The 23,256-nt window shown below is 72.2% G+C and carries 26 protein-coding genes; 4 read left to right on the plus strand and 22 right to left on the minus strand.

What is annotated here, in order from left to right:
• The 21 genes from ACFYOY_RS42715 to ACFYOY_RS42815 form a co-directional block, all read right to left on the minus strand.
• On the minus strand, window positions 1–101 hold a 101-nt coding region (locus tag ACFYOY_RS42715), incomplete at its 3' end, for a biotin carboxylase N-terminal domain-containing protein (protein ID WP_344316556.1).
• Window positions 102–155: 54 nt separating this feature from the next.
• The gene (locus ACFYOY_RS42720) at window positions 156–1,085 is read right to left on the minus strand and encodes an alpha/beta hydrolase (protein WP_059148455.1); all 930 of its coding nucleotides are present in this window, start codon (window positions 1,083–1,085) and stop codon (window positions 156–158) included.
• Window positions 1,086–1,214: 129 nt separating this feature from the next.
• Window positions 1,215–1,970, minus strand: coding sequence for a DsbA family protein (locus ACFYOY_RS42725; RefSeq protein ID WP_351895202.1), 756 nt, complete (start codon window positions 1,968–1,970; stop codon window positions 1,215–1,217).
• A 95-nt stretch (window positions 1,971–2,065) separates the two neighbouring features.
• Window positions 2,066–2,851, minus strand: a complete 786-nt coding sequence (gene fabG, locus ACFYOY_RS42730) for a 3-oxoacyl-ACP reductase FabG (protein WP_388593174.1) — start codon at window positions 2,849–2,851, stop codon at window positions 2,066–2,068.
• 33 nt (window positions 2,852–2,884) lie between these two features.
• Window positions 2,885–3,436 (minus strand): 3-hydroxyacyl-ACP dehydratase FabZ family protein, encoded by a 552-nt coding sequence (locus ACFYOY_RS42735; RefSeq protein ID WP_388593177.1) that lies wholly within the window; start codon window positions 3,434–3,436, stop codon window positions 2,885–2,887.
• Entirely contained in the window at window positions 3,433–3,894 is a 462-nt protein-coding gene (locus ACFYOY_RS42740) for a 3-hydroxyacyl-ACP dehydratase (protein WP_388593180.1), read from the minus strand. Before ACFYOY_RS42740 ends, ACFYOY_RS42735 begins: the two co-directional genes overlap by 4 nt.
• A 1-nt stretch (window position 3,895) precedes the next feature.
• The gene (locus ACFYOY_RS42745; RefSeq protein ID WP_211125396.1) at window positions 3,896–4,150 is read right to left on the minus strand and encodes an acyl carrier protein; all 255 of its coding nucleotides are present in this window, start codon (window positions 4,148–4,150) and stop codon (window positions 3,896–3,898) included.
• 34 nt (window positions 4,151–4,184) lie between these two features.
• Window positions 4,185–5,228, minus strand: coding sequence for an ACP S-malonyltransferase (locus tag ACFYOY_RS42750; RefSeq protein ID WP_388593183.1), 1,044 nt, complete (start codon window positions 5,226–5,228; stop codon window positions 4,185–4,187).
• 38 nt (window positions 5,229–5,266) lie between these two features.
• Entirely contained in the window at window positions 5,267–6,559 is a 1,293-nt protein-coding gene (locus ACFYOY_RS42755; RefSeq protein WP_351895241.1) for a beta-ketoacyl synthase N-terminal-like domain-containing protein, read from the minus strand.
• A gap of 50 nt (window positions 6,560–6,609) precedes the next feature.
• Window positions 6,610–7,005, minus strand: coding sequence for a hypothetical protein (locus ACFYOY_RS42760; protein ID WP_351895247.1), 396 nt, complete (start codon window positions 7,003–7,005; stop codon window positions 6,610–6,612).
• 3 nt (window positions 7,006–7,008) lie between these two features.
• Complete coding sequence (locus tag ACFYOY_RS42765) at window positions 7,009–7,416, minus strand: hypothetical protein (protein WP_351895257.1); 408 nt, start codon at window positions 7,414–7,416, stop codon at window positions 7,009–7,011.
• Complete coding sequence (locus tag ACFYOY_RS42770; RefSeq protein WP_014060981.1) at window positions 7,416–7,742, minus strand: DsrE family protein; 327 nt, start codon at window positions 7,740–7,742, stop codon at window positions 7,416–7,418. The genes ACFYOY_RS42765 and ACFYOY_RS42770 overlap by 1 nt, the downstream gene beginning before the upstream one ends.
• A complete protein-coding gene (locus ACFYOY_RS42775; protein ID WP_351895268.1) occupies window positions 7,739–8,530 on the minus strand; it encodes an SDR family oxidoreductase in 792 nt (263 codons plus the stop codon). Before ACFYOY_RS42775 ends, ACFYOY_RS42770 begins: the two co-directional genes overlap by 4 nt.
• Before the next feature lie 25 nt (window positions 8,531–8,555).
• Window positions 8,556–9,701 carry a beta-ketoacyl synthase N-terminal-like domain-containing protein gene (locus ACFYOY_RS42780; RefSeq protein ID WP_388593188.1) on the minus strand — a complete coding sequence of 382 codons (1,146 nt, stop codon included), beginning with the start codon at window positions 9,699–9,701 and terminating at the stop codon, window positions 8,556–8,558.
• Window positions 9,698–10,927, minus strand: coding sequence for a beta-ketoacyl synthase N-terminal-like domain-containing protein (locus ACFYOY_RS42785; protein ID WP_351895280.1), 1,230 nt, complete (start codon window positions 10,925–10,927; stop codon window positions 9,698–9,700). Before ACFYOY_RS42785 ends, ACFYOY_RS42780 begins: the two co-directional genes overlap by 4 nt.
• The gene (locus tag ACFYOY_RS42790) at window positions 10,927–11,919 is read right to left on the minus strand and encodes a hypothetical protein (RefSeq protein WP_388593191.1); all 993 of its coding nucleotides are present in this window, start codon (window positions 11,917–11,919) and stop codon (window positions 10,927–10,929) included. Before ACFYOY_RS42790 ends, ACFYOY_RS42785 begins: the two co-directional genes overlap by 1 nt.
• Window positions 11,916–13,145 carry a beta-ketoacyl synthase N-terminal-like domain-containing protein gene (locus ACFYOY_RS42795; RefSeq protein WP_388593194.1) on the minus strand — a complete coding sequence of 410 codons (1,230 nt, stop codon included), beginning with the start codon at window positions 13,143–13,145 and terminating at the stop codon, window positions 11,916–11,918. The genes ACFYOY_RS42790 and ACFYOY_RS42795 overlap by 4 nt, the downstream gene beginning before the upstream one ends.
• Window positions 13,142–14,287 carry a beta-ketoacyl synthase N-terminal-like domain-containing protein gene (locus ACFYOY_RS42800; RefSeq protein WP_351895301.1) on the minus strand — a complete coding sequence of 382 codons (1,146 nt, stop codon included), beginning with the start codon at window positions 14,285–14,287 and terminating at the stop codon, window positions 13,142–13,144. The genes ACFYOY_RS42795 and ACFYOY_RS42800 overlap by 4 nt, the downstream gene beginning before the upstream one ends.
• A complete protein-coding gene (locus tag ACFYOY_RS42805; protein WP_351895304.1) occupies window positions 14,284–15,525 on the minus strand; it encodes a beta-ketoacyl-[acyl-carrier-protein] synthase family protein in 1,242 nt (413 codons plus the stop codon). The genes ACFYOY_RS42800 and ACFYOY_RS42805 overlap by 4 nt, the downstream gene beginning before the upstream one ends.
• Window positions 15,526–15,563: 38 nt before the next feature.
• Entirely contained in the window at window positions 15,564–15,815 is a 252-nt protein-coding gene (locus ACFYOY_RS42810) for an acyl carrier protein (protein WP_078641653.1), read from the minus strand.
• Between the two features lie 450 nt (window positions 15,816–16,265).
• On the minus strand, window positions 16,266–17,015 hold the full coding sequence (locus ACFYOY_RS42815; protein WP_351895311.1) for a helix-turn-helix transcriptional regulator: 750 nt from the start codon (window positions 17,013–17,015) through the stop codon (window positions 16,266–16,268).
• Window positions 17,016–17,360: 345 nt separating this feature from the next.
• Between ACFYOY_RS42815 and ACFYOY_RS42820 the strand changes: the two genes are divergently transcribed.
• The 4 genes from ACFYOY_RS42820 to ACFYOY_RS42835 all read left to right on the plus strand — a co-directional run bounded on the left by ACFYOY_RS42820 (window position 17,361) and on the right by ACFYOY_RS42835 (window position 22,134).
• Window positions 17,361–18,926 (plus strand): MFS transporter, encoded by a 1,566-nt coding sequence (locus tag ACFYOY_RS42820; protein WP_388593198.1) that lies wholly within the window; start codon window positions 17,361–17,363, stop codon window positions 18,924–18,926.
• A gap of 75 nt (window positions 18,927–19,001) precedes the next feature.
• Window positions 19,002–20,018 carry an alcohol dehydrogenase catalytic domain-containing protein gene (locus ACFYOY_RS42825; RefSeq protein ID WP_351895324.1) on the plus strand — a complete coding sequence of 339 codons (1,017 nt, stop codon included), beginning with the start codon at window positions 19,002–19,004 and terminating at the stop codon, window positions 20,016–20,018.
• Between the two features lie 77 nt (window positions 20,019–20,095).
• Entirely contained in the window at window positions 20,096–20,878 is a 783-nt protein-coding gene (locus ACFYOY_RS42830) for an LLM class F420-dependent oxidoreductase (RefSeq protein ID WP_351895330.1), read from the plus strand.
• The gene (locus ACFYOY_RS42835) at window positions 20,875–22,134 is read left to right on the plus strand and encodes an MFS transporter (protein WP_351895336.1); all 1,260 of its coding nucleotides are present in this window, start codon (window positions 20,875–20,877) and stop codon (window positions 22,132–22,134) included. The genes ACFYOY_RS42830 and ACFYOY_RS42835 overlap by 4 nt, the downstream gene beginning before the upstream one ends.
• Before the next feature lie 57 nt (window positions 22,135–22,191).
• Here ACFYOY_RS42835 and ACFYOY_RS42840 read toward each other — a convergent pair whose 3' ends face one another.
• Complete coding sequence (locus tag ACFYOY_RS42840) at window positions 22,192–23,241, minus strand: ABC transporter substrate-binding protein (protein ID WP_351895342.1); 1,050 nt, start codon at window positions 23,239–23,241, stop codon at window positions 22,192–22,194.
• Window positions 23,242–23,256: the final 15 nt, after the last annotated feature.

The raw sequence follows: 23,256 nt of genomic DNA on the forward strand, positions 1-23,256 counted from the left end.
GGATCGGCGTAGACGGCTACGCTCGCGATCCCGGCATCCCGGCAGGCACGGGCAACACGGACAGCGATCTCGCCACGGTTGGCGATGAGCACCTTTTGCATGCTCTCTCTTCCCTCTTCCGAAAAGTTCCGTCCCGAGAGGGACGGTCAAGGTTGCTACCCCAGGGCCCGCTCAAGGAAATCCAGCACCACGCTCGCGTAGCCTTCGGGATCGGTCTCCAGCCCGAGCAGATGCTCGGCTCCCGGCAGGACGTGCGTCTCGGCCTGGGCATAGCGCTCGGCCAGCGCGTCCACCGAGGAAGGCGGCACGATCGCATCGTGCTCGCCCGACATGAACAACAGGGGGATCTTGGCGAACTTGCCCGTCGCGGGCGGGGGCCACTGGGCCCGGAGCATGGCCGGGCCCACCGCGCACAGCGTCCGCGCCACCACCGAACGGGCCGGCTCGCCCTTCAGCACAGCGGGCAGCGGCAGCGCCTCCGCCTCCAGGAACTTGCGCAGCAGCGGCGGGACGTCGTGCCCCGGGCCGCTGTCGCACACCAGCGCGTCGAGTTCGAATCCGTCGTGCGTCAGCGCCCACATGGACGAGAAGCACGAGAACGAGAAGCCGTAGAAGGCTATCCGCGCCGTGCCGTACCCCCGCTGGTCGCGCAGATGGGACACCACGGCGGTGACATCGCTCGCGAACCGGTCGCCGAGCCCGAACAGCGCCCGGTCGTCGCTGCTGGCCCCGTGGTTACGGTGGTCGAACAGACAGACGGTGTACCCGGCGTCGTGCAGGAACTTCGCATGGCGCAGGCTGTGGTCCTTCGCCGTGGCCATGCTGTGCCCGAGCACCACCACCTTCTCGGGGGACGCCGGGCACAACCAGGTGTCCAGGTGCTTCCGCGCCGCGAAGGGGACCTTCAGCTCCGTACAGGGCAGCCCGTGATCCCGTGGGTGCTCCCGCTGTTCCCGGCGCCGCGGGTGGAAGGCCAGATACGCCAGCGAGGCCCCGTACAGCGGGGCGATCGGCAGGGCCGCGGCCGAGAGGGCGCGGGCTCCCAGGGAGGGGGAGCGCGCCGACGTCTGGCGTGGCTCGGGCATCTGCGTCCTCCAGGAGGGGGAGTGTCCGTCGGCGGTCAGGGCGTTCTCGTCTCGGTCGCGGCGGGCGGTGGGCGGTCGGGACGGGCGGTGGACGGGCGACAACGTGTGAACGAGCGGGCGGGCGAAGAGTCAGCCACAGCCTCCGGCATGGCCCGGATCGGCCGACCGGGCGGCGGCGAAGTCGGTGTCCGACAGCACGGTGGCGGGCGTGTCCCGGGAGCGGGTGCCGGACCGGTCGCCGGAGCCCGGGCGCGGCCCGGAGCCGGAGCGGACCGCGTCGACGAAGGCCGCCAGCCGGTCCACGCCCCAGAACTTGTCATAGCCGTGGGTGAAGAACGGCACGCCGAACGCCCCGTCGTCGCTGAGCGCGAGCAGGGCCTGGAGTCCCCGGCCACCGCGCAGCTCCTCGTCATCGGCCGCTGCCGCCGCCCGGTCGGACGGAAGCCCCAGCTCACCGGCGATGGCCGCGATGGTCGTACGGTCGCAGATGTCGCGGCCCTCCTGCCAGCGCGCACGGTAGACGCGCTCGATGTAGGCGGGGCCGAGCCCCGCGTCCAGCGCCAGGAAGTACGGCAGATGCGGCACCTCCCAGACCGGGTCGAGATCCACCGGCCAGTTGACCGCGAGGCCGCGGTCGGTCGTCAGCCGGCGCACATCCTGGAGGATATAGAGATGCTTCTCCCGGGACATCGCCGTATACGGAAAGTGATGGCGTTGTTCGGCCATACGGCGCTCACCATCCGCGTCCGGCTCCCACCACGGGTGCCATTCCACCGCCTGTGCGACATCCGGATAGCGGTCCATCAGATCACGGTAGGCGATCCAGCTGTACGGGCTGCGGAAATTGAAATAGAAGCGCGGTACTTTGCTGCGCTTGGCCGCCACGTCCTGCCCCCTCGCTCGTCCGTCTCGTGCATGACGCTCATTGAGCGGCCCTCAGCCGGCGAACACCACTCGAACAAAGGTGCCGACGGTGCCCGTCAGAGGACGATGCCGCCGTCGACCTGAAACACCGCTCCCGTCACATACTCCGCTCCGACCAGGTACGCGACCATGTCGGCGACCTCCTCCGGACGGCCGAAGCGGCGCAGCGGGATGCTCTGCTCCGCCTCCTTGCGCACCCGTTCGGAAAGCTCCGCCGTCATATCGGTCTCGACGAAGCCGGGCGCCACCACATTGGCCCGTATGCCATACCGTCCGACCTCCTTGGCAAGCGACTTGGTGAAGCCGATGATCCCCGCTTTGGAAGCCGCGTAATTGCTCTGGGTCGCATTGCCGTGGACACCGGCGACCGACGAGATGTTGATGACGCATCCGGACTTGCGTTTCATCATTCCGAACACCACGGAACGGCACACGTGATAGGTGCCGTCCAGGTTGACCTCCAGGACGTCCCGCCACTCCTCGTCCTTCATCAGCAGCAGCGGATTGTCCCGGGTGATCCCGGCTGAGGTGACCGCGACGTCGACCGGGCCCAGCGACTCCTCGGTGAAGGCGACCAGTTCGCGCACCGCGCCCGCGTCGCGGACGTCCGCCTGCCGGCCGATCACTCGCCCGCCGCCGTGCCGCGCCGCCTCCTCCTCCAGCTCGCGGGCGGCGTCGGGGCTGGAGTGATGGCAGAACGCCACGTCGAAGCCGTCCCGGGCCAGCCGCAGCACGGTGGACCGGCCTATGCCGCGGGAGCCGCCGGAGACCAGCGCGACGCGCGGTGTCGGCTCCTTGTCACCGGATGCGCGGCCCGTGTCGTCGGATATTCGGTCGGACATACGGTGAGGTCCTTCTCCCGGAGGTGGTGTCGGTCAGAGGGGGTCGGGCACAGGGGGGTCGGGCACGGGCGGCGCGGCCGCCGGCGGGTCGGTCGCGGGCGAGGCGGCCATGGGCGGGGCGTCCAGGTCGGAGGCCGGGCGCATGGTCATCGTCAGCCGCCCGATGGTGAGGACGGTCTCCTTCCCGACCAGGCTCTCGCCCTCGAAGACGAAGGTCTCGCCGACCTGACGGGCCAATCGCACATGATGCTCCACCACATCGCCCGGCACCACCGGGCGGTGGAACTCGGCGTCGGTGATGCCGCCGAGCAGCATCGCCTTGCCCTTGCGTACATCGGGGTTGGGCCGGTCCCAGGCCACCAGCACCCCGGCCACATGGCACCAGGACTCGATGAGCACCGTCCACGGATAGTGGTAGTCCTCCTCGGACGCGGTGTCCGGCAACCCCTCGTACCAGGGCTCATTGCAGGTGACCGCCTTCAGCCCGCGCGCCCGCTCGCCCGGCACCAGCTCGGTGACCCGGTCGACCAGCAGCATGGGGTAGCGGTGCGGCAGCACCCGCTTGATCTCATCGACGGTGATCATCCGGCGTCCGCTCCTCGGCCCTGGTCTCTCCACTCCCCCGCCCCGGCCTCCGCGCCCTGGGCGTCCCGGTTCTCGAAGCGGAGCCTTATCTGCGCGGCGGGTCCGCGCCCGGTGGCCACCGAGGCCCGGCAGCGCACCGCACCGTCCTTGCGCGACCAGACGTATTCGCTGGTCAGCTCGTCTCCGGGGTAGACCGGGCTGAGGAAGCGGGAGGACTCGACGGCCGCCAGGACCCACCGCCCGCCCGGTTCGCGCTCCGGCAGCGTGGCGAGGGCGCCGCGCTGGACGTACTCCACGACACATACTCCGGGGAAGATGGCGAACCCCGGGAAGTGCCCGGCGAACACCTTCTCCGACGCGCCGACCACGGCCACGCACCGGGCGGGCCGCTCACCGGGGACGCCGGGGTCCACGACCTCCACGGTGCCGTCGACCGGCCCGCACACGGCCGCCGTCATCTCACTTCCCCAGCTTCGAGGCGAGCAGGTCGTGCACCTTGCGGAGCGTGGTGATGTCCTTCATCTCCCGCTCCTCCAGCTTCACCGAGTACTTCTTCTCCAGGACGACCATGACCTCGAGGGCCATGAGGGAGTCCACGCCCAGCGTTTTGACGAAGTCGGCGTCGTCGGTGACGTCCTCCTCGTCCACATCGAGCACATCGGCGACGAAGGTGCGCAGTTCGTCCATGTCCAGGGCGGCGGTGGCGTCGGCCATGCGGGGGTCTCCTTCCGCTCTCAAAGGGTGAGGCTCAGCGGGGTTCGGGGGTTCCGGATGTTTCTGAGTTTTCGGGGGCTTCAGGGGTTTCGGAGCTTTCAGCGGTTTCAGGGCTGGTGAGCCCGGCGAGGGCGGCGGCCGACTCGACCGGGACGGTGAGCGCGCCCTTCGCGATCCGGCGGATCATGCCGGTGAGCTGGCGCCCGGGGCCCAGCTCCACGAACCGGGTGCAGCCCAGTTCATCGGCGAGCGTGCGGACGCTCTCCTCCCAGCGCACCGGGCTGGTGAGCTGGTTCAGTTCGAGCTCCCGCCAGTGCTCGCCGCTCGCGTACGGGCGGGCGTCCACGTTGGCGACCACCGGGAGGTGCTCGGGGGCGAAGCGCACGGCGGCCAGGGCCTCGCGCACGTCGTCGGCGGCCGAGGCCATCAGCGGGCTGTGGAAGGCGCCGCCGACGGCGAGCCGGATCACCTTGCCCTCGCTCTCGACGGCCAGTTCGGCGAGCCGGTCCACGGCCTCGGCGGTGCCCGAGAGGACGATGGCGCCCGGTGCGTTGACATTGGCGATCCAGACCTGGCCGCCGTCCTCCTGGACCTGGGCGACCAGCGCCTCCACGGTCTCGGGACCGAGCCGCACCACGGCGGCCATGGTGCCGGGCGACCGCTCGGCGCATGCGCGCATGGCCCGGCCGCGGGCGGCGACGAGGCGGGCGGTGTCGGCGAGCGGCAGGGCGCCGGCGGCGTGGAGCGCGGTGTACTCGCCCAGGCTGTGCCCGGCGCAGGCCACCACCCCGGCCAGCAGCCCGGAGGCCTCCGCCTCGCGGTGGGCGAGCGCCTCGGTGGTGAAGACGGCGATCTGGGCGAGATCGGTGCGGCGCAGCGTCTCGTCGTCGGCCTTCAGCAGGAGTTCCTCGACGTCGATACCGGTGTACTCCGATACCTCGGCCACCAGCGCCCAGGACGCGGTGTCCCGCCACGCCTGGCCCATGCCCGCCTTCTGGGCGCCCTGCCCGGGGAAGACCAGCGCCGTACGGGGCGCCGCGCCGTCGAGGGCGCCGCCCGTCGTCTCTGGGTCCGTCATCTCAACCAGCTCCTTCAGCTCAGGGGGCGGCCGGCCCGTCACCGGATCCGCAGCAGGGCCGCGCCGACCACGCCGTCCCGGTCCACGGTGGTGACCAGAGCGATGTCGCCTTTTTTCAGAGGCTCGGTTCGCCTCCGGGGCGCTTCAGTCTCCTCCAGCTGCCGCTGGGAGGTGCCCCCTGTCGACGGTCGGCCGTGCTCGGCCCCTTCGTTCCTCAGGGGCCCGTGGGCGCTCTCCCTTTCGACAGCGCCGCGCTCCTTCGGCTCACTCGCCGAGGAAGCAGAGGGGTCGCGCTCGGCGAGCGCCAGGACGGCGGCGATCTGGAAGGCCGCCGCGGCGGCGCAGGTGTCCCCGACGGTGTCGGCGGCCGTGATCCGTGGCGGCTCCGCACCCCCGAGGGCGTCGGCGAGGGCGGCGCCTTCGGCCTCCCCCTCGGCGCCGGGGGCGCCGGAGTCGGCGACGGTGCTCAGCTCGCCGGGGGCCACGCCGGTGCGGTCCAGCAGCCGGCCGATCGCCGCGGCGAGCACCGTACGGGCCTGCTTCGCGTCCGCCGCGCAGCCGAACTCCAGGCCCAGGACCTCGGCGAGCCCCTTACGGCCGTGCTCGCGCGCCGAGGCTTCGGGCTCCAGCAGCCACACGGCCGCGCCCTCGCCGAGCACGGCGGCGCTGTCGGCGCTCTCCTCATCCGTGCGGGCGTGCCACTCCAGCCAGGCGCGAGCGGAGGAGAACTCCTCGACCGCCCCGCACAGGACGGCCTGGGCCCGTCCGGCGCGCTGCAGCCGCAGCGCGTACCGGAGGGCGAGCAGTCCGGTGGCGCGGCCGCCCGCGATGGTGGTGTTGGGGCCCCTGAGCCCGTGCCAGATGGCGGACTGACCGGCCGCGCAGTTCATCACGGTGTTGGGGAACCGGGCCGGGTCCACGTAGAAGGGCTTCTTCCCCACCAGCGAGTCCCGGGTGAAGTCCATGATGCTCTGGGCGGAGCCGGTGCTGGTGCCGAGCGCCAGGCCGGTCTCCTCGCCCACCCCCGGCAGCCGCTCGGCCTCGTCGGGCTCCCCCTCCCCGGTCAGCAGATGTCGGATCGCGGTGACGGCCAGTCCGGTGGCCCGGTCCATGGAGCGGGTGCCCTTACGGCCGAGGATCTGCCGGATGTGGAAGTCGGGCACGAGGCTCGCCTCGCGGAACGGCACCGACCACTCCTCGGGGTCCAGCGGACGTCCGGCCGCGCGGCCGGACCGCAGGGCCGCGGTGAAGTCGGCCCCGCGCAGTCCCAGGGGCGATACGGCGGTCCAGGCCGAGATGACCGGGGCTGCCCCGCCGAGGGCGTTGACCATGGGTTCGGGTACTCCTTCGGTAAAGGCCCGGGGGCCGTGGGAGGGGCGGGTCACAGGAACCACACCTGTTCGTAGGAGGGCCAGCGCGCCGCGAGGTCGTCGCCCTCGATGACGCGTACGCCGGGCAGCAGCCGCTCGGCGGCGGTGCGGCCGAGCGCGGCCAGGCCGTCCTCCTCGACCAGCACGGTCACCCCGGCGGCCAGCAGCTTCGCCACGGAGGCCGGTGGGTGGGGCAGGGTGTCCAGGGTGCGGGTGCCCAGGCGCAGCGAGGGCCGGGGGCCCGTGTCGAGGGCGTAGCCGACGGCGGGGCCGCGCAGCGCCACATCGCAGCCGCCGCTCTGCCGGTGCAGATCGGGCACGCAGTACAGCACGTCGGCGTACTGGGTCTCGATCGAGCCCCGGTACGCCTTCTCCACGATCACCAGCCAGCGCGCCTGATCGCCCATGGCTCAGCACACCCCCATGAGCAGGCTCTTGTCCGCCGCGTTCACATGCTCGGCGAAGACGAAGGGGGCCCGCGTGCGCACCTGCGGTATCTGGTCGGCGGCGCCCCGCTCCTCGGCGCAGAAGCGGCACACGTACCAGTACAGCCGGTCGGGGTGATCCTCGATCAGCTCGCGGACGACACGGGCGGTGGACGGATGCTCGCGCCCCAGGTCGATGTAGTCGCGCGGTTTGGTGTCGCCGAGGGCCGCGCCGGTCAGCCGGGTGGCGTCGCCGCAGGTCCAGATCTGCACCCGGGCTCCCCGGTCGAGCAGCGCGGACGCCAGCCGCAGCGCCGAGGTGACCAGGTCGGTCTGGTGGGGCGCGCCGAAGAGGTTGAGCAGCACATCGGTACGGGGGACGGGCCTGGGCATCAGTGCCACACCGCCCTGACCCGCGGTTCCAGCAGCTTGGCGGCCACGTCGTCCATCTCCACCAGCCGCGCCCGGGGCGTCAGATCGGCGGCGGGCAGGGCGCGCTGGGCGGCGGAGAAGGAGTCCACCCACAGCTCGCCGCCGTCGCCGAGGAACGTCTCGATGCCCGGGGCGGTGCCGGGGACGGCGGCGGTCACGCCGTTCTCGACGAGGAACAGCACCACCTGGTGGCCGTCCCTGGCCAGCCGCGCGGCGTCGCCGAGGAACCGCTCGCAGGCGGGTCCGGTCTGCGGCCCGCCCGTCTCGATCAGCAGATGGGCCGTCATGTCAACAGCTCACCTCCGTCCACGCCGATCACGTTGCCGGTGATCCAGGAGGAGTCGGTGCGCGAGAGCAGCGAGACGGCTTCGGCGACGTCCTCGGGGCGGGTCAGCCGCCGGTGCGGATTGAGGTCCCGTGCGTGGGCGGCGAGCCGGTCGCTGCCGGGGATGCGCTCCATGGACGGGGTCGGGGTCACCCCGGCGCGCAGCGCGTTGACGGCGATGCCGGAGGGGGCGAGCTCCAGGGCGAGCTGGCGTACGTGGGACTCCAGGGCGGCCTTGGCCGCGGAGACGGCGCCGTAGTGGGGCATCACCCGGGTGCCCCCGGCGCTGGTCATCGCGTACACCTTGGCGCCCTCGCGAAGCAGCCCCGCGGTGAACAGGTCCTGGGTCCAGTACACGAGGGAGTGCGCCATCACGTCGAGCGTCATGTTCATCTGGCGGGCGGTCAGGCTGTCCTCGCCCTCGGCGCCGACGTACGGCAGCAGGGTGCCGAAGGCCAGGGAGTGCACCACGATCCGGATGCCCGTGCCGCCGGTCAGCTCCTCGAACCGGGGCAGCAGCTCCTCGCGGGTGCGGGCGGAGGCCGCGTTGGCGTTGAAGAAGTGGGCCTCGACGCCGTGGCCGCGCATCTCCTCCCGGGCGACGGCGGCCTTCTCCTGGCCGTCGGTGGTGTCGAAGTGGACGCCCAGGATGTGGACGCCCTCGCGGGCCAGTTCATGGGCGATGGCCAGGCCCATACCGCTGGAGGCGCCCAGGACCAGGCACCAGGAACCTTCGAGTCGGGTGATCATCGGCCGCTCGCCCTCCGTCGTCCGCTCATCGGCTGCTCGCTTCCGCGCTGCTCGCTTCCGCTCCGGCGGCCCTGCCCGGGGTGGCACCGGGACCGTCCGGGATGACGCCCGCCCCGCCCGGGATGACCAGGCAGACCGCGGCGTTCCCCTCCGCCGCCGCGGTGACGACGGCATGGGCGTGGCCCGCCGGTGCGCCGAGGGCGGCGGCCACGCGCGCCACCGGCTCCAGGGCGCCCGCGCCCGCCGGGACCCGCTCGGGCTTCCCGGTCGCTGTCCGCCCGCCCGGCGCCTGCTCGTCCAGCACCTTCTCCTCCAGCGCCGCCGCCACGGCCTCGCCGACCGGGGAGCCGTCCAGGACGGCGGTGACGGCCAGGGGTTGGTCCGGCCGGTGGCCGAGGGCGTCCAGCGCGTCCCGCAGCAGCGCCGCGGCCAGCTCGGCCCCCTCGGCGGAGGCGGCCACCCGCGGCGGCAGGAAGAACGAGCGGACGCCCACCCGGCCCAACACCGCCGCCTCCCGGCTCCGGGCGGCCGTCTCGGGCTCCAGCACCAGCGCGACGGCTCCGGCCTCCGAGGTGCCGGCCCCCGGTTCGCCCTCGGGCAGCGCCTCCTCGGTGGCCCCGGCCAGCAGCCGCCGGGCCCGGCCGGTGACGATGGCGCGCTGGCCGTTCTGGAGCGCTTCGAGGCCCGCGACGCGGGGGCTGGTGAAGGTGAGGTTGAAGCCCTTGAGGTCGTGTTCGGTGGCCAGTCGGCTGCCGAAGAGGTTGATGGAGAAGTAGGGCGCGGTGACCGGGGACAGATCCCCGGCCCCGGTGGCGGTGACCGTACGGTCCATCGTGTGGTGCAGGGCGACGGCCGCGCTGTTGGTGCCCACCGCGGCGCCCCGCTCCTCGGGCCCGACCGCCGCCAGGGCGTCCGGGCCCGCCTGTGCCAGTGCGCCCTTGGCCGCGGCGAGGAAGTACTGGGAGGCGGCGGGCAGGTACTTGTAGCCGTGCCGGCCGAGCGCCGTACGGAAGTCGAAGCCGTCCGCGCCCACGGTGCCGATGCCCGTCACCACCAGGCCGACGGCCGGTTCGCTGCGCGCCGCCTCCTTGTTCGCTTCTCCGCCCACGCGGCGCAGCGGCGCGGCTTTCGTCGCCATCCGCGGCCCGGCGGCCGCACGTGCGTCGCTCACGCGGCGGCCTCCCCGAAGACGAGCGAGATGTTGTTGCCCCCGAAGGCGTAGGCGTTGACCAGCCCGTACGCCGCGGTCATGGGCGCGGAGCCGTACGGCAGCGGCACCGCGCACTCCGGATCCGGCGTGCCGACCGGCACATTCGGCGGCAGCGTCTTGTGGTGCAGCACCAAACTGGCGGCCAGCGCGGCGAACGCGCCCGCCGCGCCGCCGGTGTGCCCGATGAGCGCCTTGACGCTGTAGAGCGGCGTCCGGGGGGTCAGCGCGTCCAGCACCCGGCTCTCCACCACGTCGTTGAGCGCGGTGCCGGTGCCGTGCGGGATCACGAACCCCAGCCCGCCCGAGCCGGATTCGGTCCCTGCCCCGGCCCCCGCCTCCCGCAGCGCCACGCGCATCGCGCGCTCGATCTGCTCACCGGAGGGCTCGGGGGCGGTCGCGTGGTAGGCGTCGCAGCTCCAACCGGCGCCCGCCAGACGGCCGTAGACGGTGCGCGCGCCGCGCGCGCGGGCGTGCGAGGCGGACTCCAGGACGAGCACGGCGGCACCCTCGCCGAAGAGAGTGCCGCGCCGCTCGGCGGCGAACGGGCGGCAGCGCTCGGGGTCGATGGCGCCCAGCCGGTTGAAGCAGGCGAGGGCGACCCGGGAGTACGCCTCGGCGCCGCCCGCGATGACCACGTCGGCCTCGCCGGAGCGGATCAGATCGGCGGCCATCGAGAGCGCGTAGCCGCTGGCGGCGCACGCGTTGCTGACGCAGGTGTTGACGCCCTGCGCGCCGAACCACCCGCCGACCACCGAGGCCAGGGGAAAGGCGGGCGCCCAGCGGCCGGACGCGGGGGCCTGGCCGGTCCACCAGCCCTCGTGCAGATCCGTGTCGCCCATGCCGGTGCTGAGGGCGACGGCCACCCGGCGCGGATCGAGCCCGGCCTCCGTGGTGCCCGAGGCGTCCGGCCCCGGCGGCGCGGCGAGCCCCGCGTCGGCGACCGCCTCGCGCGCCGCCGCGAGCGCGAACTGGGAGCCGCGCCCCAGCGGCAGCCCGTCCTGCTCCTCAGGACCGTCCGGGAGGTCAGCCTCCGGCACCAGGTACATCAGCGGATGGTCCATCTGCGCGAGCGGATCGGGGACCCGCACCGGCGCGCTGTCCGCCGCGTGCATCCCCCGCCAGAAGGCGTCGACGCCCGTGCCCAGCGGGGACAGCGCGCCGAGGCCGGTGACCAGTACGTCGTCCATCAGGTGCCGCTCTGCTTTCCGGCCAGCGCGTCCAGCACCCGCTGGTCGAAGGGGACCAGCCGCCAGTCACTGCGGTTCTCGATCAGCGCGTAGCCGTGGGTGATCCGGCCGGTGGCGGTGAGGGTGAGCGCGCCGTCGCGGACGACGAAGCAGTCCATCCGGGCGGTGTAGGTGAGGTCCTTGAAGATCTCCTCCACCGTGTAGACGGTGTAGAGGTCCTCCTCCATCACCGCCTCGTCGATGACACGCACCGAGGACTGGGGGACGACCGGTATCCACCTGCGGTCGTCCAGCAGGGTCTTGATGGAGATGCCGCGGTCCAGGACGAAGCGGTCCTTGGCCTCCTCCAACAGCCGCAGATAGCCGGACATCTGCAGCCGCTCGGTGAAGTGGCAGTACGGATAGGGGATGGTCCACTTCCAGGCGTAGGCGTTGCGGCCCTCGGTCAGCGAGGCCAGGACGGCGTCCTCGTCCCCGTCCGGCAGCGGCACCCGGATCCGCGCGAGCTCCCCGGTGGCCCCCTCGGCCCCCAGCCGGTCCACCACGAACGGCGCGAATTCGGCAGGGGGTTCGGCGGGCTCGGGCAGATAGGCGTCGGCGCGCAGCGAGACCCGCACCTTGGCGGCCACGGCCTTGAGGACCGAGCCGCCGCGCTCCACGCGGAGGGTCACCCGGAAGCCGAGGGTGCGGTCGTCGTCGGCGGTGTCCGGCGCCACCTCGGCCTCGGCCACGTCGTCCATGTGGAAGGCGTGCAGGATGCGGGTCTCCAGGGCGACGATGTCCAGCCCGAGACCGTGCTCCTCGTACAGCCGGCGGGCGGGCGCCCCGGAGTCCGCGAAGTGCACCAGCACGGCTTCCTCGACGAGGTAGTTGACGTGTTTGAAGCCGATCCAGGTGCAGATGTTCGAGCCCTCGTAGCGCGGGCGCAGCCGGACGGTGGTGGCGTCCGTCAGCAGGGCTTTGGTCGACATCGGCGGGGCGGCGGCGGTCATCGGGAACACTCCATGGAGATAAGGGGGGCACGTGGGGGGTGCGGGTGGCACCGGTCGGGCGTGGGGCGCAGCAGCAGTCCGGCCACGGCGTCCGCGGTGTCGTCACCGCTGGTGATCAGCGCCTGGCGGGACGCGGGCACCGGGCCCGGCGCGGCCCCGGGACCGGCGCCGAAGCCGGTACCGCTCCCGGCTCCCGCTTCCGGCCCGCCGTCTTGCGGCCCGCCGTCTTGCGGCCCGCCGTCTTGCGGCCCGCCGTCTTGCGGCCCGGCGCCGGTCTCGGCGTCCGTCCCGGCCTCGGCGCGGGCCAGCCACCCGATGGCCGCCACGCACTGCAGCACCCCGAGTGCCCCGGAGGCCCGGCCCACCGCGCTGGTGACGTCGTAGCGCGGTACGGACTCCGGCACCGGTACGGCCCCGGCGGACCTCTCGGTCCCGGCCCCGGCCGGCCCCTCGGCGTAACGCTCGGGGGTGAACCAGACGCCGGGCGCGGCGCCGCCGGGCAGCAGGGCCTCCACACAGCCGCTGAGCCCGGCCCGCCGTTCGTACGGACCGAGGACGGCGGCGGCTCGCGCCCCCCGGCCCTCGGCCCACCGGGCGCCCTCGACCACGAGGGCGGCCGCGCCGTCCAGCAGCTCATCGGCGGACCGGCCGAGCAGATCCTCCACGACGGCGTTGTGCGTCTCCACACCGATCACCACCGCGCGCCGGACCCGGCCCGCCGCGACCAGCGCGGCGCCCCAGTGGACGGCGTCCAGGCCGGATGTCGCCCCGTTGCACAGCATCAGGTTGGGGCCGCGCAGACCGTGGCGGATGGCCACCCACGAGGCGATCACATTGCTGGAGGCGTTCGGCAGGCTCATGGGGCTCAGGTCCACGGCCGAACGCTCGGCGATGGCGGCGGCGGTGAGGCAGGCGGTGTCGAGGTTGCCCAGGTTGGAGCTGGCGACCACGCCCACGGTGTCGCCGGGCACCGTCACCTCCTCGCCGTCGGAGGGGATCAGGCGGGCGTTCCGCAACGCGTCGAGCGCGGCGCACAGCGCCAGCCGGGTGGCCCGGTCCTTGTAGCGGTGGCCCCGGCGGCCGATCCGGGCGGCGGGATCGAACGGTTCGGCGGCGGGTCCGGTGACGGGGCAGGCGGTGCGGCGCAGCAGCGCGTCGGGGGTGTCGGCGCCCGGGAGGGCCAGGCCGACGCCGGTGACGACGACTTCACCGGGGCCCTGCGTCATCGGCCGGCCCTCTCCACGATGGCGACCGCGTTGACACCGCCGAAGCCGAACGCGTCGATCTGCGCGACCCGCAGATCCCCGCCGTCCCGCGCCTCCTCCCGGACGAACCGGAACGCCTCGGCCTCGGGCAGCGGTTCGGCCAGGCCCAAGGTGGGCGGCACCCGGCCCGACGCCAGGGACTCCAACGCGACGATCAGGCTGAGCAGACCGGAGCCGCCCGAGGTGTGACCGGTCATGGACTTGATGGCGGTCATCAGGGGCCCGCGCACCTCATGGCCGAAGACCTCGGCGATCGCGGCCGCCTCGGCGGCGTCGTTCAGCTGGGTGCCGGTGCCGTGCAGCAGCACCAGATCGATATCGCCCGGTTTGACGCCCGCCCGCCACTGCGCCTCGTGCACCGCCCGCGCGATGCCCCGGGGGTCGGGGGCGGTCACATGGCGCGCGTCGCAGTTCATGCTGACGGCGCGCACCCGGCCGAGCGCGCCGGTCCCCGCGCCGGGCTCCTCGCGGCGCAGCACCACGGCCGCCGCGCCGTCGCCCATCAGCACCCCGCGGCGGTCCCGGTCGAACGGCCGGACGCGGTCGGGGGGTTCGCTGTTGACCCGGTCCAGCAGCCCGTACATCGACTCGGTGAGGGTGTCCACACCGGCCACCACCACGGTGTCCTCGGCCCCCGTGGTCAGCAGGTCGGCGGCGAGTGCGAGCGCGTAGAGGGAGGCCGAGCAGGCCCCGGAGAAGGTGTGGGTGCGGACCGCGCTGAAACGTGTCCGCAGCGCGGTGCCGAAGTGCAGCCGGCCGATGTCGAAGGGCGCGCCGTCGCGCCAGGCGAGTTCGGCGGAGCGCAGTTCCCGCAGCCCGGTGCCGACGAGGACGGGCACCTCGCTCAGGTCCTCGCCGAGCCCCGCCTGGGCCGCCGCCTCGCCGACCGCGCGCAGCAGCCAGTCGGTGGCGCGGCCGGGGAGGTCGGCGCCGGGCGCGGGGCGGTCGTCGATCTCGTACGCGTGGCGGGTCCGGTACTGCTCCCGGTCGAAACCGCGCAGTTCGCCGAGTCCGCTGATGCCGGCGCACAGAGCCTGGAAGACCTCGTCGACGCCCTCGCCCACGCTCGCCACGGCCCCGGCGCCGGTCACCAGCTGACTCATGACCAGTCCGCTCGGCTCTTGCCGAAGATGACGACGGCGTTGTTGCCGCCGAAGGCCAGACCGTTGTTCTGGACCACCTTCAGATCGGCCTCCACGGCCTGGTTGGGCACACAGTCCAGACCGCATTCCGGGTCGGTCTCTTGGTGGTTGATGGTCGGTGGGATGAAGCCCTCGGTGAGCGCGAGGGCGCAGGCGATCGAGGCCAGCGCCCCGGCGGCGCCCATGGAATGGCCGATCATCGACTTGATGGAGACCGTGCGCGGCGGGGCGGCGTCCCCGAACACCTGGCGGATGGCGCGGGCTTCGGTGATGTCGTTGGCCTTGGTGCCGGTGCCGTGCGCGGAGATGAAGTCGACCTCTTCCGGCTTGACGTGGGCGTTGTCCAGGGCGAGCCGCATGCAGCGGGCCACGCTGTCCTGGTTGGGGGCCACGGGGTGGTCCGCGTCGCAGTTGAGTCCGTAGCCGAGGACCTCGGCGTAGATACGGGCGCCCCGGGCCAGCGCCGACTCCAGGCTCTCCAGCACCAGGATGCCCGCGCCCTCGCCGGTGAGGATGCCCTTGCGGTCCTTGTCGAAGGGCTGGCAGCGCTCGGGGGCGATGGTGCCGAGGCGGTAGAAGCCGGTGAAGGTCTTCCGGCACAGGGCGTCGGCCCCGCCGCACAGCGCGAGGTCCACGTCCCCGGCGCGGATGGCGTCGAAGCCGTAGCCGATCGCGTAGTTCCCGGCGGCGCATGCGGTGGGGAGGGTGACCGCCTCGGCCCGGGTGAGGCCGAACTCCTGGGCGATCGCGCTCGAAAGCCGTCCGGCGGGCACCCGCCGGGCGACCGTGGGATCCATCCGCTCGGGCCCCAGGTCCACTTCCTCCTCGACCAAATGGTCCAGGTCCCTGGACTCGCCGTCGGTCGTGCCGACGGAGATCAGACAGGGGATGTCGCGCAGCGCGCTCTCCGACTCGGCGAATCCGGCGTCGGCCACCGCCATACGGGCCGCCGCGACCGAGAACCGGCTCGCCCGGCCCAGGGTCCGCACATCGAGATTTCGAATCCACCGGTCCGGCTCGAAATCCTTGACCTCACACGCCGTAGAGCGGTCGAAGCCCTCCGTGTCGAACGCGGTGATGGGGCCCGCCGCGCTCTTCCCGGCGCGCAGTCCGGCGAGGAATTCCGCCGCGCCGATGCCGATCCCGGACACCGCACCGAGGCCGGTGACGACGACCCTGCGACCCGGCTCACCACGCATTTCGCCCTGCCTTCCGAGAGACCGCCAAGATCCGGCGGTCACCAGCCCGCCGCGTCGGAGACAACCTCATAGACGCCTTGAAGGTTCACCATCCGGCTGAGTTCGGACTGCTCTATGACGATATTGAAGGTCTTCTCCAAAGCCGCGAGTATTTCAATGGCACGCAGTGAATCCGCGTCATGCTCTTCTTTGAAGAGACTGGTCTCAGTGACCTCGTCGGGGTCGATCTCAAGAATATCGGTGACGATTTCCTTGATGGTTTCACGACGCTCTTCGACGATGGCGGTCATTACCGCGCACCTCCATTTTCGGGCATGGGCAAAGCGACGAAGCTTCCGCTGACGCTAGGCGCCGGTCCGGGAGGGGACAACCCCAGAGTCCACTAGCTGTCACATGCCCGGTGAACACCGGTGCTCGACTGGTCCGGGTGTCATAAAGCTGCAGACGGCAGCCGGTTATCCCGCGGTCAGAAGATGGATTCTGCAGGAAGCTGCCAGGTCGTCAGCGGACAGAAGCGTGCCAATAACGTTCAAACCACCAACAACTCGGCTGCCGCCCGAGTGTGCGGCTCGCCCCCAGGACCCTTCTGCAGGATCTCCGTGGGCGAAGGAGCGGCGTCCGGTGCGTGCTCTCGGCATCCCGCGCGGAGGCCCTCGCAGCGGAGCTACTCGGGTTTTCGCGCGGTGCGGCGAGAGAGCGTGCCGGACGCCGCGACGCCGCGGAGATCCGCCAGAAGGGCCCTAGTCGGGGTCGGACTCCATCAGCCCGGCGCGCACGGCGCGCACTCCGGCCTGGAACCGCGATTCGACCTGCAGGTCCCGCATGATGTCAGCCACATAGCGACGGTAGGTACGCACCGAAAGGCCGAGTTTGCGGGCCGCGGCGTCGTCCTTGTAGCCCTCCGCCATCAGTTTCAGCACCTCGCGCAGCACCCGGCCGCGCGCGCCGCCCTCGAACGACAGGGGCCGCATCGGGCGCTGGGCCGTGTCCCACATGCCGCTCAGCAGCTGGTGCAGCATATCTGCCACGGTCGAGTTCTGGATCATCGAGGCGCGGGAGCCGCCGGGCTCGCCCGGCGAGGCGTCGGGCGCGATGACTGCCGTGCCGTCCACGACCACCAGCTCCTGCCGGGCCCCCTCGCAGACGCGCACCTCCAGCCGCGCCACGGTCCCCACCGAGCGCTGCCACGCCGCGCCCCGGATGACGCCCGGCGGGCAGAGCATCCGGGTCCTGACCCCCTTGCCCGCCAGCTGGGCGAGCGTCTGTCCGACCAGCCGGGCGTGGTCCTCGCCCGTCACCTCGGGCAGGCTCCAGATCACATCCCGCTCGGCGCGCAGCACCAGCCGCGCCACCCACCCGGCCACGGCCTCCCCGGCCACCGGCAGTTCGGCGGACGCCGAGGCCAGCGCGGAGCGGCGGTGGTGGTGCACTGCGGACTCCAGCAGGCGTAACGCCTGGCCCAGAGTCTCCTCCAGGTTGTCCGACCCCATGTCCGGCTCCGTTCGAACCGCTCTCCCCGCGCCCACCTCCGCGTCAAATCCGTCAATAGGCACTCGCCCATTTGGTTGAATTCCGAAATGGCTCAAAGGACACCCCCGTTCCCTTTCCGGGAACAGTAACGAGCCCCCTGGCACACGGCAAGGAAGATCGTTCCTTATGGGACACTTCCCGCCGGGAAATACCCTCGCGTTCCGGCCACGACACCTCCCCGTGTCGGCAAGGGGCTGCGCCCCCGCTGGGCGGATTGGTAACTTCCTGTAGAGCCAGCACGCCATCCCTTGCCATACGACGCGGACCCCCCCACCTTCCCCAGGGTCCCGAAAGGCGCCGCCCCCATGGCTGCACAGAACACCGCGACCACCGATGCCGCGCAGGCCGGTTCCGCGCACTCCCCCACCGGCCGCCAATGGCTCGCGCTCTCGGTGCTCGTCCTGTCCCAACTCGCGGTGTGGCTGGACAACACCGTGCTCAATGTGGCCCTCAAAACCCTCGCCGATCCCAACGAAGGGCTCGGGGCGAGCCCCAATCAGCTCCAGTGGAGCATCAGCTCCTACACCCTGGTCTTCGCGGTGCTGCTGTTCACCGGCGGCGTGCTCGCCGACCGCTACGGCCACCGCCGCTTACTGCTGACCGGCATGGTGCTCTTCGGCGCGGCCTCCGCCTGGGCCGCCTACTCCGGCTCGGCCACCGAACTCATCGTGGCCCGCGGCGCGATGGGCATCGGGAGCGCCCTGATCATGCCCGCGACCCTCGCCCTGATCGCCCAGGTCTTCGACGAGCGGCACCGGGCCACCGCCATCGCCATCTGGTCGGGTTCCAGTGGAATCGCGATCGCCACTGGGCCGATGCTCAGTGGAGCGCTGCTCGACCACTTCTGGTGGGGGTCGGTCTTCCTGGTCAATGTGCCGATCGTGGTGTTGTGCGTGGCCGGTTCGTTCGTCTTCCTGCCCGGTGTGGTCACCCGGGTGCGGCAGAAGTTCGACCCGCTGGGCGTGGTGCTCTCCACCGCCGGGCTCTTCGCCATCGTCTGGGGCGTCATCGAGGGCGGCCACCGCAACGACTGGACCGATCCGGCCATCGTCGCCTCGCTGGCCGGGGGCGTGCTGCTGGTCGTGGTCTTCGTCCTCGTCGAACTGCGCGTCGCCAACCCCAGCTTCGACGTCCGGCTCTTCCGCGACATCCGCTTCACCGGCGCCAGCGTCGCCGTCATGCTCACGTTCTTCGGGCTCAACGGCTCGATGTACTACACCAGCTTCTATCTGCAGGGCGTCCAGGGACAGACGCCGCTGGAGTGCGGGCTGTCGATCGCCCCGGTCGCCCTGGGCGTGCTGCTCGGCGCCCCGCTCTCGGCCAAGCTGGTACGCAACCACGGGGTGCGCCCGGTCGTCACCGCGGCCATGCTGATCGCCACCACCGGCTTCGTCGCCTACGTCTTCCTGGACGAGAGCAGCGGACTGCCGCTGTTCTGGGTCTTCCTCATCCTCCAGGGCCTGGGCATGGGTGCCGCCGTCGCGCCCACCACCGAGGCGATCATGGCCATCCTCCCCGCCGACCGGACCGGCGCGGGCTCCGCCGTCAACAACTCACTGCGGCAGATCGGCGGGGTCCTCGGGGTGGCGGTCCTCGGCTCCGTCCTGGTCAGCGTCTACCGCGACCGGGTCACCCCCCGGCTGAGCGGACTGCCCTCCGGTGACGCCGCCGCCGCCGGGGAGTCGCCCGAGGCCACCCGGCTGCTCGGCGCGAAGATGCGGCTGCCCCGGCTGTCGGACATCGCCGACGAGGGGTTCGTCCACGCCATGCATGTGGCCTCCGTCGTCGGCGCGGCCGCCGCCGCGGCCGGAGCAGTGATCATCTGGTGGGCGTTCCGCAGGACGTCTTCCGGTGCGCGATCCAGCATGTGATCGTTCTTCCTTGCCACCCCTGTCGCCCCGGCATAGCCTCCCGGCACAACATCCGTAATCCGGAAGGCAGTTCACATGCGTACAGCTGTCATCACGGCGGCAGGCCAGGTGGAGACCAGAGAGATACCTGTCCCCGACATCGGTGACTCCGAGGTGCTGGTACGCATCGCGGCCTGCGGTATCTGCACCATGGAGGCCAATCTCTACGCGGGCCGGATGACGGTCTACCCGGCCGCCGCCGGACATGAGATCTCCGGCTGGGTCGAGCGGATCGGCGCCAAGGCCGCCACGTTGGAGGACATGCCCCCGGTCGGCTCCCTCGTCGCCCTCGACGGGCTGCCGCGCTGCGGGGCCTGCCGCAGCTGCCGGCGCGGCCAGACCGCCATCTGTGTCGCCCTCCAGGGGCACAAGCGCGAGGACGGCGCGATCACCATGGGCGCGGGGCTCGCCGAGTACATCGCCCTGCCCGCCTCACGCGTGTGGTCGGTCGGCGACACCGATCCCGCCGTCGCCGCCATGGGCGAACCGCTGGCCTGTGTGGTCCACTCGCTGCGCCGCGGCGGCTTCCGCGCCGGCGACCGGGTCACCGTCATCGGCGCCGGCTACATGGGCCATCTCCACCTCGCCGTCGCCGCGCATCTGCAGGCCCGCGGGGTCGCGGTGGTCGAACGGGACGAGCAGCGGCTGGCCGCCATCGCGGCGGCGGGCGCCGACGCGGCCGTCACCCCCGAGGACATCGGCGGGCTGCCCCCGGCGGACGTGGTCGTCGTGACCATCGCGTCCAAGGAGGCCATCGCCGCCGCCCTCGCCGCGGTCGCCGACGGTGGCACGATCGTCCTCTACGGCGGCGGCCCCGGCGGCCCGCCCGCCGAGCTCCCCGGCTACGAGGTGCACCGCCGCCAGCTGACCGTCACCGGCTCCTTCAGCCATGAGCCGGACGACTGGCGCGCCGCCGCCGAACTGCTGCGCGGCGGCCGGCTGTCCGCACGGCTGGAGACGCTGGTCACGGCGCGCTACCCGCTGGACGAGGTCGAGAAGGCGCTCAAGCAGGCCGCCGAAACCCCCGTCTACCGCGTGGTCGTCACGCCGTAACGGCTCCGCTTCGGCGGCATCGCCAGCAGAGTCGCCCGTCGCCAATCGCCAATCGCCAACAGAAAGGATTCACCTCCGTGTCCCTGCGCGTAGGCGTGCAACTTCACCCCCAGCACACCGGAATCGCCGAGCTGCGCACCGCGTGGCGCGAGGCCGACGCCCTCGGGGTCGACTCGCTGTGGACCTGGGACCACTTCCTGCCGCACACCGGCGACCCCGCCGGGCGCCACTACGAGTGCTGGTCGCTGCTGTCCGCGATGGCGGTCGAGACCCAGCGGGCCACCATCGGGCCGCTGGTGAGCTGCACCGCGTTCCGCAATCCGGATCTGCTGGCGGACATGGCCCGCACCGTCGACCAGCTCAGCGGCGGGCGGCTGGTGCTCGGGCTGGGCGCGGGCTGGTTCGAGGCCGAGCACACCGAGTACGGGCTGCCCTTCCCCGGACCGGCCGGGCGCATGGACGCCTTCGCCGCGTCCGTCACCGCCGTCAAGGAGCGGCTGGCCAAGCTCAACCCCGGTCCCGCGGGCCCGCTTCCGCTGCTGATCGGCGGCGCCGGGCGGCGGCGCACCCTGGAGCTGGTGGCCCGCGAGGCCGACTGGTGGAACTGGTACGGCTGGGCCTCCGAGGACCCCGTCGCCGACTTCCGCGAGCTCAGCGGCGTCCTGGACCAGTGGTGCGAGCGGGTCGGCCGGGACCCGGGCCAGGTCGCCCGCACGGTGATGGTCAACCCGGACCAACTGCCGCTGGTCGAGGGGTTCGCCGAGGCCGGCGCGGTCCATGTGGTGCTCTCCCTCCCGGCCCCGTACGACCTGCGGAAGGCCGAGGAGCTGCTCAAGGTGCGCGCCGCGCTCACCACGTGACGGCCCTCCGCGCGACGGCGCCCCGCACGCCCCTGGGGCGCCGCTTCGGCCTGCTCATGGGCGCACTGCTGCTCTCCAGCCTGGGCAACGGGCTGTGCTTCCCGTTCACCTCGATCTACATCAGCCAGTTGCTGGGGCTCGGCGGCCGGGCAGCGGGCGGCTACTTCATCGCGATGGCCGCGGCCAGCTTCGCCGCAGCCCTGGCCGGCGGGCCGCTGGCCGACCGGGGCAGCCCGCACCGGGTGGGCGCGCTGGGCGCCGCGGCGCTCGCGGCCGGCTACGCCCTGCTGGCGCCGGCCGGCTCGGTGCCGCTGGTGCTCGCCTCGGGGGTGTGCGTCGGGGTCGGCTTCGGGCTCTTCTACGCCTCGATCGTGGGCATCGTGGACACGGCCGTCCCCGAGAGCGGCCGCCGCGCGGCCTTCGCCATCCGGCACATCGTCAACAACGCCGGGATCGGGCTGGGTTCGGTCGCGGCGGGGCTCGCGCTGCACGGCGCGGACACCCCGGCAGGGACACTGCGCTGGCTGTACCTGGCCAACGGGCTGGCGGCGCTGCCGCTGATCGCGGTGATCCTGGGCGTACGGCCCCGGACCCGGCCCGAGGCGCAGGAACGTCCCGACGGCGCACAGCCGTCCGGGCCCGGGCCGACCTATCGCTCCCTGCTGCGCGCCCGCCCCATGGCCCTGCTGATCCTGGCCCAGGCACTCTTCGCGATCGTCGGCTTCACCCAGATCGAGGCGACCGTACCGCTGCTGCTGCATGACCGGATGGCGGTCACGCTGGGCTGGGTCAGCGTGGTGGTCGCGGCCAACTCCTTCGCCCTGATCGCCCTGCAGCCGCTGCTGCGCGGCCGGCTGGAGCGGCTGCCGGAGACCGTGGTCCTGGCGGGCGGTCCGGTGCTGTGGGCGGTGGCGTTCGGCTGCGGTCTGGGCGCGGCGCTGGCTGGGCAGGCGGCCCCGGCCGCCGTGCGGTACGGGCTGCTGCTGGCCTTCGCGGTGGTCTTCGCGGCGGGCGAGCTGATGTACTCCTCCGCCTTCTATCCGTTACTGCTGCGCTGGTCGGGCGAGGAAGCGGTGGGCCGGGCGAGCGCGCTCGCGTCGCTGGCCTGGAACCTGGGCACGGCCTCCGGGCCGCCGCTCGGGCTGTTCATCGTCGCCCACGCCTCGGCGACGGGCAGCTGGCTGGCGCTCGCGCTGGGCGCGGCGGCCGCGTTCGCCGTGACCGCCGCGCTGCACAGCCGGTCGGCGGACAGCTGACCGCCCGCCGCCTCCCGAACTCCCGAACTCCCGAACTCCCGAACTCCCCTAAAAGACCTACGACTTGGGCAGGTAGGACGTGTCGTAGGCGTCCTCCGGCGTGACCGTCTTCTCCAAGAGCCCCTGGTCGTACATGAAGTCGGCCATCCGGGTCCAGGTCTGCGGGTCGATCGCGCCCAGCTCACCCTGGTCGTTCTTCATCAGCGGCGCCGTGGCCTTGAGCACCGCGCGGGCGTTGTTCCGCTGCTTCTCGCCGCGCAGCCCCGGTACGTACTTCTCGCTGAGCTCGATGGCCTCGTCCTGGTGGTCGATCGCATAGCGCAATCCGCGCAAAGAGGCGTCGACGAACTTCCCGATGTCGTCACCGCGCTTGTCGAGCGTCTTCTTCTTGGCGCCCAGACCCACGCCCACCAGCTGATCTCCGGCCGCGCCCGAGTCGAGGGTAATCGACCGGACGTCCTTGCCGGCCTCCTTGAACGAGACGGCGTCATTGTTGAGATAGCCCATCACCCCCTCCACCTTGTTTCCGGTGAGGGCTGCCTGCTGGGTGAAGCCGATGTTCTGCACCTTGGCGTCCTTGGCGGAAAGGCCGCCCTCCTTGAGGAGCGCCAGCAAACCGAAATAGGTCTCGCCGAAGGGACCGGGTGTGCCGATCTTCCGGCCCTTGAGGTCGGCGGGGGTGCGGATCTCGGAATCCTTGGGCACGATCAGCCCCACCGGATATTTCTGGTAGAAGGTGGCGATGTCCACGACGGGCACATTTTTGGCGCGCGCCTGGAGCATCTCGTCACCGCCCGCGTAGATCACATCTTCCTTGCCCGAGGAGAGGGCCCCGAAGAGATCTTCGGCCGCGCCGTGGTGGCGCAGCGTCACGTTGAGTCCGGCGTCCTTGTAGTAGCCCTTTTCGGCGGCCACATAGAACGGGGAGAACTGGATGTTGGGGGTGTAGGTCAGCCCCACCGTGATGCTTGTCCCGCCCTTGCCCTCCGCGTCCTTCGGCTCCTCGGCGCATGAGGTCAACGTGGCCAGGGCCACCATCGACGCGAGGGCCGCGCCCATGACCCGGTGTCTGCGAGCACGCCCCATGGACGTCTGCACGAAACGCACGTACTTCTCCTCTGG

The sequence above is a fragment of the Streptomyces sp. NPDC007875 genome, assembly GCF_042868035.1.
Lineage (GTDB): Bacteria > Actinomycetota > Actinomycetes > Streptomycetales > Streptomycetaceae > Streptomyces > Streptomyces antimycoticus.